General features: G+C 46.7%; 6 protein-coding genes. All 6 read left to right on the top strand.

Features of this window, described 5'->3' with window-relative positions:
• The first annotated feature begins 132 nt into the window (after nt 1-132).
• Complete coding sequence (locus IBX48_RS09235; protein ID WP_296833617.1) at nt 133-522, top strand: BlaI/MecI/CopY family transcriptional regulator; 390 nt, start codon at nt 133-135, stop codon at nt 520-522.
• 3 nt (nt 523-525) lie between these two features.
• On the top strand, nt 526-1,464 hold the full coding sequence (locus IBX48_RS09240) for a M56 family metallopeptidase (RefSeq protein WP_296833619.1): 939 nt from the start codon (nt 526-528) through the stop codon (nt 1,462-1,464).
• The gene (locus tag IBX48_RS09245; RefSeq protein WP_296833622.1) at nt 1,461-2,663 is read left to right on the top strand and encodes a TolC family protein; all 1,203 of its coding nucleotides are present in this window, start codon (nt 1,461-1,463) and stop codon (nt 2,661-2,663) included. The genes IBX48_RS09240 and IBX48_RS09245 overlap by 4 nt, the downstream gene beginning before the upstream one ends.
• A 2-nt stretch (nt 2,664-2,665) precedes the next feature.
• Nucleotides 2,666-2,953: a hypothetical protein gene (locus IBX48_RS09250; protein ID WP_296833625.1), complete on the top strand. Its 288-nt coding sequence runs from the start codon at nt 2,666-2,668 to the stop codon at nt 2,951-2,953.
• Nucleotides 2,937-4,493, top strand: coding sequence for an efflux RND transporter periplasmic adaptor subunit (locus IBX48_RS09255; protein ID WP_296833628.1), 1,557 nt, complete (start codon nt 2,937-2,939; stop codon nt 4,491-4,493). Before IBX48_RS09250 ends, IBX48_RS09255 begins: the two co-directional genes overlap by 17 nt.
• A gap of 15 nt (nt 4,494-4,508) precedes the next feature.
• Nucleotides 4,509-7,534 (top strand): efflux RND transporter permease subunit (locus IBX48_RS09260; protein ID WP_296833631.1); only part of this gene is annotated, 3,026 nt, incomplete at its 3' end.

A 7,534-nucleotide genomic window follows, 5' to 3' on the forward strand; every position in this document is an offset into this window, starting at 1 on the left:
CATTTTTGTTTTGAGCTAGTTGGCTGAGTGTCTCTAATAATTGTTTTTATTGATTTACTTTAAAAACCGATTGACAGTCGGTTTTAGTGGTTGTAAGCTTGATCACCATTACAAAATTAATTTGAAGCAATCATGACCAATCCTAATCCAACGCCTTTGCTGGGTGAGCTCGAAGTTCAAGTTTTAGAATGCCTTTGGCAGCTAAAGCAGGCTTCTGTAAAAGCGGTTTACGAGCAAGCGGGCACATCGCGCGGCGTATCACTCAACACCATCCAATCCACGCTTGAACGTTTGTATCGTAAAGACCTGTTGGCACGTTCAAAGCAGGGACGAGAGTTCATTTACACACCTCGTGTGACGCGTGAAGATTTAATGGCAAACCTAATCCATGATGTGTTTGGCCGCTTTAACTCAAATTCTCAGTCTTCAGTTGCGGCAATTTTACAAGCGGCCGAAACATTAGATGAATCGACACTTGATACCCTAGAGCGAGAAATTAAACGCTTAAAGGGCAGGGAGTAACTCATGGATTTAGCTGCAGCACTCGGCCTTGTTGCCGTTCTGGTATTTTTATTGTGGTTGGTGGCAAATGGATTAACGCCATTGTTGTCACGTTGGCTTGCGAAAAGTTCATTACCCAGCCAGCGCCGTCAACTCTGGATGCTGGCATCACTCCCCTTAACCTTGCCAGTTAGCTTGATTTCAGCATTGGGTTTTGTCTGGTTGGCGAAACATCAGGGCTGGATGGCGCAGCACTGTTTAAACGCCGAGACTTCGATATTTTGTATGAATACCGTTCCAGCAGAGTTTACTGTCCCATCACTTTTTTGGTTAGGGCTTGGTTTGCTCTTGTTGATTGGTCTGAGCGTTTCACGTTCTTGGCTAAAGTTGGCGATTGAGCATCTAAAAACGCGCAGTCTTGCAAAGCTGGCGGGGCCTGTTAAATGTTTAACCAAGCTCGATCATATCCAACCGCAAGCGTTTGTACTCGGTGTACGTCATCCGGTGATTTTTTGGTCTAAACAACTTAATAATTTGCTAACCAAACAACAGCAACGTATCGTGTTAGCGCATGAAATTTCTCATATTCGTCGCCAAGATATTTTAAAAAACCTACTGTTTGAAGTTTTATTAAGTTTTCACCTTGCCCCAATGCGGTTAAGGCGTTATTGGCAATTTAATATTGAGGCGCAGGTTGATGATCGTTTGACAGCCCAGTTTGATCGTCTGGACATCGCAGAAGTTCTATTAAAGCTGAGTCGTGACGGTTCAGCTCCCCAACCAGGCCTGGCTTTTACCGGTTCTTCATCCCTGTATCGTATTGAGCGTTTACTTCATCCTAAACCGTCGGGTTTTAGTGGGGTGTTGGAGGCGGTGTTGTGGGGGCTTATAGGTTTTACCTTGTTATTTACGATCCTCGAACATCACAGTTTTGAATGGTTAATAAGTTGGTTCGTATTATGAATACAAAACTGGTCTTAACGCTGGTTCTATTATCAGCCCCCTTTAATATGGCAATTTCAGCTTCAGCTTTAACGGAAGAGGCGTTGATGCGTTATGCGCAACAAAACCCGCATTTAATTCAAATGAAGCAAAACCAACAGCAAGCTGCCAAAACTCAATTGAACCAAGCAGGACGTTGGGCCGACCCTAGAATTGAGATTACGCAAGAACAAACAAGTCGTTCAGCCAGCAACGAGCAAGAGACGAGCGTGTGGCTTAAACAAGATTTAAAACCCTGGGGGTTGACCGATCTTGAAAAACAGGCAACCGAGCAGCAAAACCTTACTCAAGCCTTACGTTTGAATTTACGACAACAAGACTGGACGTTACGCTTGCGCACGCTTTTTTATCAGGCGCTTGCGGCCGAGCAACAACGCCAAGCGCTGTCACGTTATTACCAGCAACTAAGCGAAATGGCATTAATGGTTGAGCAAAGATGGCAGTTGGGTGATGCCTCTAAACTTGATTTATTCCGTATCCAAACAGAATTGCGTGCGATTGAAGCTGAGAGGCTTGGGCTGGATGACACGTTACAAACTTATAAACAAACCCTAGCCAGTTTGCTTGATATTTCGGTTATTAACCTTGATGGCCAACTCTTACCAAAAACGCACAGTCTACAGTTGGCGGATATTGAGCAAAACCCGAACCTGCAACTAATGACAACGCAAACTAACCTGAAGCTCGCTCATCAACAAGCCGCCGCCAAACAACTCTATTGGCCGGATTTCAGTGTTGGCGTAGGTTATAGCCAAATAAGCGAAGCGAGTGAAAAGGCTGACGGTTTTAAAATTGGCTTAGAAATGAGTTTACCGCTATTTAGCCGAAAAAAAGGGGCGCTTATTTTGGCACAAACCCAGGCGATCCATGCGCAGTCTGAACGCCAACTTCTGCAACAAACACTGGAGACAGAGTTAAATCAGCACCTGGCGAGTTTGCGCCAGCAACAAGCGCAAGCTGAAACCTGGCAAGGTCTGATTAAACAACAAAACCAGCCGATGGTAACGATGGCACAAGCCAGTTACCAAGCAGGTGAGTTAAGCATGATCGAACTGTTGGATGTCTATCGCGCAGAATTAGCCCATCATAAAAACTATTTGAACAGTGCGTTTAAAGCGCGCGAACACTATATTCAATTGCAATATTTATTAGGAAATTAAATATGAAAAGCGTATTAACGGCGGTAACGCTAGGATTAATGTTGGCTCTAACAGGCTGTGGCGATAACGATTACGACCATCCACATGGTTCGGATACGCATGAGCATGGTGATGCATCGCATTCACATGACCAAGGCGATCACGGGCATCCACACCCAGAAAACCGACAAGCTCAGCCTCAAGAAACGGAAATGTTTTATGAAGCGCCGACTGAACAAAACGTCACAGAACCGACCAAACCAGCGCATCACCATGACCACGGAGACGGCCAGCATGATCACCAACATTAATTCCTCGGTGATCAAAGGGTTATTGATCGTTTTACTCGCGTTTGGTGCTCAGCACCAGGCCTGGTCTGGACCTGGACATGCGGGTAATACCGAGAGTGATCACGCCGATGAAGATGAAATGCCGATGGTGGTATTTACCGATCATAACGAACACACCGAATTGTTTGTAGAGTTTGCGCCACTGGTCGTGGGGCAGACTTCGACTTTTATCAGCCACTTTACGCGCTTAGATAACTTCAAACCGGTTGAGGTCGGTGAACTGACTATCTATTTACAACAAGACAATAAAACCCTAGCACGATTTAGGGTTACGCAACCCGCAAGGCAAGGTATTTTTATGCCCGGTATTCAACCACGTCACGCTGGACGTTTTCAATTGGTGTTTGAGCTAACGACAGCTGACTTTACCAGCCGTCATGAGTTGGGTGAGATTGAAGTGGTTGCGCAATCAAATCAGGTGAAAGTCTCCGCGCATAACGAAGGCGAGATCACCTATTTAAAAGAACAGCAATGGCAACAAGACTTTGGCTTAATGCAAGCGAGCGAGCGCCCATTACGCAAGGCGGTAAGTGGGTTTGCCCAAATCCAAGCACCGGCTACCGAATATGTGCGTCTGCGAGCGCCTTCTGACGGTTATTTTATAACCGCAAGCCCGATATTTCCGGGACAGACGTTTAGTAAACAAAGCCCATTAGGTGTGGTGTTACCCAAGTTGTCTGAGGGTACCGATATTGGACATTTACAGGTCGCTTTGCAACAAGCGCAAACCCAACTGGCGTTAGCGCAAGCCGACTTAAATCGTATGCAAACATTGTTTGAACAAGGTGCGGTTCCACAAAGACGTCTGTTTGAAGCCGAAAAACACTTTGAGTTAGCTAAGGTTGAACAGCAAACGGCACAGGCGCGGCTTAAACAACAGAGCCAGCAAACAAACTTGACTGGCATTGAACTTATCTCACCGATTGAGGGGCAAATCCTTGATATTAAAGTACGTTCGGGTGAGTTTGTTCAAGCCGGTGATGAGTTGTTGAGTCTGGCTAGCCCTTATAAACGCTGGTTATCGGTACAGGTTCCTGAAAAATTCAGCACCGCTATTAACAAACCAGATGGGGTTTGGTTTCAGAACCAAAATCAAACCTACACGCTCGACCAAAAAAATCACACCCAACTGGTATCTCAAGGATTGGTGATTGATCCTAAAACACGCTCGCTAGAACTTATTTTTGAATATCCGGCTGATCAGGCACCAAACCTGATTGGTGCGCGTTATACCGTGCATGTTTATGTTGAACCGGCTCAACCGCGTTTGTCGATTCCCGCCAGTGCGGTGATTGATGACAACGGATTAGCGGTGGTGTATGTGCAAGAAAGCGGTGAAAGCTTTAGTCGTCGTGTGGTAAAACTCGGCGTGCGCGATGCTGACTGGATTGAAGTGGTTAACGGCGTTAAATCCGGCGAACGCGTGGTGTCTCAGGGGGCGTATTTTGTCAAACTGGCGTCGAGTTCACAGGATGAAATTGGTCATGGCCATGCGCATTAAACAAGGGGCATCATTATGATTGGTCGTATGATCAACTGGTCACTCAATAACCGTTTATTGGTATTGGCCGCGGTTTTAACTTTGCTCGTTTGGGGAAGCTGGACTGCTAAACAAGCCCCGATTGATGTATTTCCAGATCTAACATCACCGGTGGTGACTTTAATTACTGAAGCACCAGGCCTGGCACCGCAAGAAGTAGAGCGTTTGGTGACCTTGCCGATTGAATCGGCGATGAGTGCGGCTACGGGTGTGCGCCGAGTACGTTCCAACACAGGTGTTGGCATTGCCGTGGTGAATATCGACTTTGAATGGGGTACGGATGTTTATCAGGCACGCCAAATTGTCGCTGAAAAACTACAAGCCGTAACGGCTAACCTGCCGCCTGATATACCTACTCCGGTGATGGCACCGATTTCATCGATTATGGGTGAAATTATGTTTATTGCTCTCACTTCTGATCGTCATGACGCAATGGAATTGAAAACCACCGCGGATTGGGTGGTGCGCAGACGTTTACTGGCGGTGCCGGGCGTTGCCGAAGTCATCCCAAATGGCGGCGAAACCAAACAATTTCAAATCATTGTCTCTCCTGAGCGTTTAGCGGCCCATAATTTGGGAGTGAGCCAACTTATTCATCAGCTCAATCAAGCCAGCGCCAAGGTTTCAGGTGGGTTTATGACTGAAAACCTGCAGGAATATTTAATCCAAGGCGTGGGACAGTTACGCGCCATTGAAGAGATTAAGCAGGTTTTGGTTTCAGACGGCACAGGGTCGCCGGTTTTACTTGAAGACGTTGCTAAAGTGGTGGTTGGACCGGCTCCTGCACGCGGCACAGCGGCTTATAACCAAACGCCATCCGTCATATTAGGCATTCAAAAACAATCTAATATCAACACGTTAGAATTAACGCGTAATTTAGATAACGTGATGCAAGACATTCAGGTGTCTTTGCCCGAAGGTATGCGGATTGAAACCAATGTGTTTCGCCAAGCGGACTTTATCGATACCGCGATTGATAACTTAATGCTGGCGATTCGTGATGGCGCGATTTTAGTGATCGCGATTATGTTTGTGTTTTTAATGAGCGCGCGCGCAACCGGTATTGCTTTATTAGCCATTCCAATATCTGTGCTCAGTGCGGTGTTGGTGATTTATTGGTTAGGCGGTTCACTTAATACCATGACGCTGGGCGGCATTGCGATTGCGATGGGGGCGTTAGTCGATGATGCGATTATTGTGGTGGAAAATATTGTGCGGCGGTTACGTGAAAATAATCAAAAACCACCTGAACAGAAAGCCTCTGCCATGAGCGTCATTGGTCGAGCAACGCAAGAAATTCAAAGCTCGATTGTGTTTGCTACGCTGATTATTATATTGGTGTTTTTACCTCTATTCTTTTTAGACGGCGTCGAAGGGCGTTTAATGGAGCCCTTGGGCTTGGCTTATATTGTGGCGATTCTGGTGTCTCTACTGGTGGCCTTAACCGTGACACCGGCTTTAGCACTCTACTTATTGCCAAACAGCGGAGCGGTGCTTAATAAAAGCCATGACTCAAAACTCATTGCTGGATTAAAAAAAGGCTATCAACCCTTGTTAAGTCTGGCTCTCAATAAAAGTCATTGGGTTTTGGGCATGGCGTTTGCGTTAGTGATATTGGTTGTGAGTAGCTTTTTTGCGATGGGGCGCGGGTTTTTACCACCGTTTAATGAAGGCAGTTTAACCGTGAGTGTGGTGACCTTGCCGGGTACCTCGCTGCAAACCTCCGATCAAATTGGCGGGCAGGTCGAAAAAATTCTACTAAACGAACCAGAAGTCGTCGCCACCGCGCGCAGAACCGGACGAGCCGAACTCGATCCACATGCGCAAGAAGTGTTTGCGTCCGAAATTGAAGTCACCTTGCAAATGAAACAACGTAGCCGAGAAGCATTTTTAGCGGCATTAAGACAAGAGTTTAGACAAGTTCCTGGCTCTAATATCGTGATTGGACAACCGATTTCGCATCGTATTGACCATATGCTTTCCGGCACACGCGCCAATATTGCGGTGAAGATTTTTGGCGATGACTTGGTTGAGCTTCGACGTGTCGCAGCGGAGGTCGAACAGCGGGTTAAACAAGTGCCGGGCGCGGTCGATGTCGCCACCGAACAGCAAAGTGAAATTCCACAGGTTCAAATCCAGTTTGATCGTGTTGCCTTGGCAGACTACGGTTTAACCTTGCAACAAGCCGCTCAACTGATTGAGGTCGCGTTTGGTAATCTTCGTGTTAACCAATTGATAGACGGGCAAGCTCGGTTTGATGTGGTGTTGAAGTTTCCAGATGAGCATAAAGCATCGGTAGATGCGATTAAAAACACGCTGGTTCAGCTCAATAACGGGGCGCTTGTGCCTATTGCCGCGATTGCCAATGTGCAAAAAACTCGAGGGCCAAACACCATTAGCCGAGAAAATGTTCAGCGCAAAATCGTCGTCATGGCGAATGTCGCCGAACGTGATTTAATGGGGGTAGTGAAGGATATACAAACCGACTTGACGGATCTGCGTTTACCAACCGGTTATCACATTGAATACGGCGGCCAGTTTGAAAGCGCCCAATCGGCAACTATGCGTTTAACCCTGTTGTCTGTGCTGGTGATTGTTGGTATTTTCTTGATCTTAGTTACCGCCTTTAATTCAGTGCGTGATGCCAGTTTGATTATGCTCAACCTGCCATTAGCTTTAATTGGCGGTGTAGCCGCAATTTGGTTTACCGATGGTGTGCTGACCTTAGCGTCAATTATCGGGTTTATTGCTTTGTTTGGCATCGCCACACGTAATGGTGTGATACTGATTGATCATATCCGTCGTATAGAACAGCAAGGATCGGCTCTGCGACAAGCGATTGAACAAGGCGCGCAAGAACGTTTAATTCCAATTTTAATGACCGCTTTAGCCACCGCCTTGGCGCTGATACCCTTGGCAATGGCCGCCGGCGAACCGGGTAGTGAACTACAAGCACCAATGGCGATCGTGATCTTGTTTGGCTTAATCAGCTCAACTCTGCT

This window comes from Thiomicrospira sp., assembly GCF_014859555.1.
Classification (GTDB): domain Bacteria; phylum Pseudomonadota; class Gammaproteobacteria; order Thiomicrospirales; family Thiomicrospiraceae; genus Thiomicrospira.